Below are 1,610 nucleotides of genomic sequence, written 5' to 3'. Positions count from 1 at the left end.
AGAGGATGCACGCGAGGTGGTAGCGGCACTGGAAGGCGAGTTCAAGGAGGCCAAGCCGAGGCCAGGGCTGCGTCTGCTGTCGGAGGCCCATACACGGACGATGGCGGGCCTGGTGCCACCGTCGGACCCCCACCCCTCGGCGCTGGAGCGGCGGGTGCGCGAGGAGTACGAGGCGCTGCTGGGCGCTCCCCTGATGGAGCTTCCGGGCTCTCTGGAGAGTGCCAGGTGGTTTCAGGCGCTGAAGCTCTCGCCGCGCTACATGGGAGCGGGCGTGGGGAGGCGGCGCTGGAGTTGTTCAGCTCACCTGCCGTGCTGTTGTCGGTGGGGACGTCCCTGGCGCTGTACATGCTGGCCTGGGCGGCACCCGAGCCGGTGTTCAGCAAGGCCTTGGCCGGAGCAGTCACGCTGGGACTGCTGCTGACGTACAGCGCGGTGGAACTCTACAAAGTGGGGCTTGCGTGCCTGACGCTGTACCGGGAGGCGGAAGGCGCGAGGACGAGGGAGGAGTTGGAGGCGGCGGCCGAGCGCTTCGGCAAGGCGCTGGGAGGAGTAGGGCTGAGAGTGCTGGTGACGGTGGCGGGGGCGAAGCTGGCACGAGGGTTGCCGGAGGTGCCGAAGGGAGGGCTGTGGGCGAGTGTGTCACCGCCGCGCTTCGCCATGGCGGGAGGAGGCGCGCGGGGAAGCGTGAGGGTGGGAGCGGGGACGAAGGCGCAGGTGAGCGTGGCGAACGGCACGGTGGTGCTGATGGGGGTGACGGCGAGCACGACGGCCGCGGCGGTGACGTCGGCGGTGAGCGCGACGAGGACGACGGGGGCCTGCGCGGAGTCGGGACGAGACGGCCACCATCGCCACCACCTGTGCACCAACAAGAATGACATATCAGAAAACAACGGCGGCCCCTGGACGCCGGATTTCGAAACACTCTTCGCGCGGGCGGGGATGAGCCTGGATGACCCAGCGAACATCGTCTATCTGCGAGACCACAAGGGGCCGCACCCCGAGGCGTACCACAGTGATATTTTCAAGCGATTGAGTGATAAGCTTAAACTTTGTAGGACCCGCGCCGATTGCCGAGCGAAGCTCGTGGAAGAACTCGACAGGATCGCAGACGACGTTTGTACACCGGGCTCCACACTCAACAAGCTCGCTACGAGGAAGCCATGACGGCCCAGTCGAGGTATTATGAAATGTACGAAAACAAATACATCCCAGGGCGTTGGCATTTAAGGATGCCGCTCTTCAAGGATGGCGAGGATGAGACTGGAACCAAGGACGATGACGAGCGCGAGTTGTTCGACCTCTGGCGGTTCAGGGAAGGGAGAGTCCTTGAAATCGAGAGACCAATCCGTTTGTCCGTGAAGCCCACGGGCGTTGCACTCGAATACACGGAGTCCATGGGGATTCCCGTCGTCCACCGTCGGGTCGTCTCGCTCTTCGAGCGTCTGGGACTCCAGAAGGAGGTGCAGTTCATCCCCGTGGAGGTGGAGGGGCAAGCGGAGCCCTGGTTCATCCTCAACGCCCTGCAAGTCATTCGCTGCATCGACGATGCCCGGTGTGACGAGGTGTTTTACTGGGGGCCTGAGGATGGCGAGCCAGACAGGATAGGCGAG

Annotated in this window: 2 pseudogenes; both read left to right on the top strand. The window is 64.3% G+C overall.

Annotated elements, in window-relative coordinates:
* A pseudogene (locus tag Q664_RS62375) lies at positions 1 to 1,164 on the top strand (AHH domain-containing protein); the annotation flags it as partial.
* 65 nt (positions 1,165 to 1,229) lie between these two features.
* Positions 1,230 to 1,610 (top strand): annotated as a pseudogene (locus tag Q664_RS61570) (hypothetical protein); the annotation flags it as partial.

Source organism: Archangium violaceum Cb vi76 (genome assembly GCF_000733295.1).
GTDB classification, from domain to species: Bacteria; Myxococcota; Myxococcia; order Myxococcales; family Myxococcaceae; genus Archangium; species Archangium violaceum.
The sequence above is the reverse complement of the archived record's forward strand: the minus strand, read 5'-3'. Positions and strand labels throughout refer to the sequence as shown.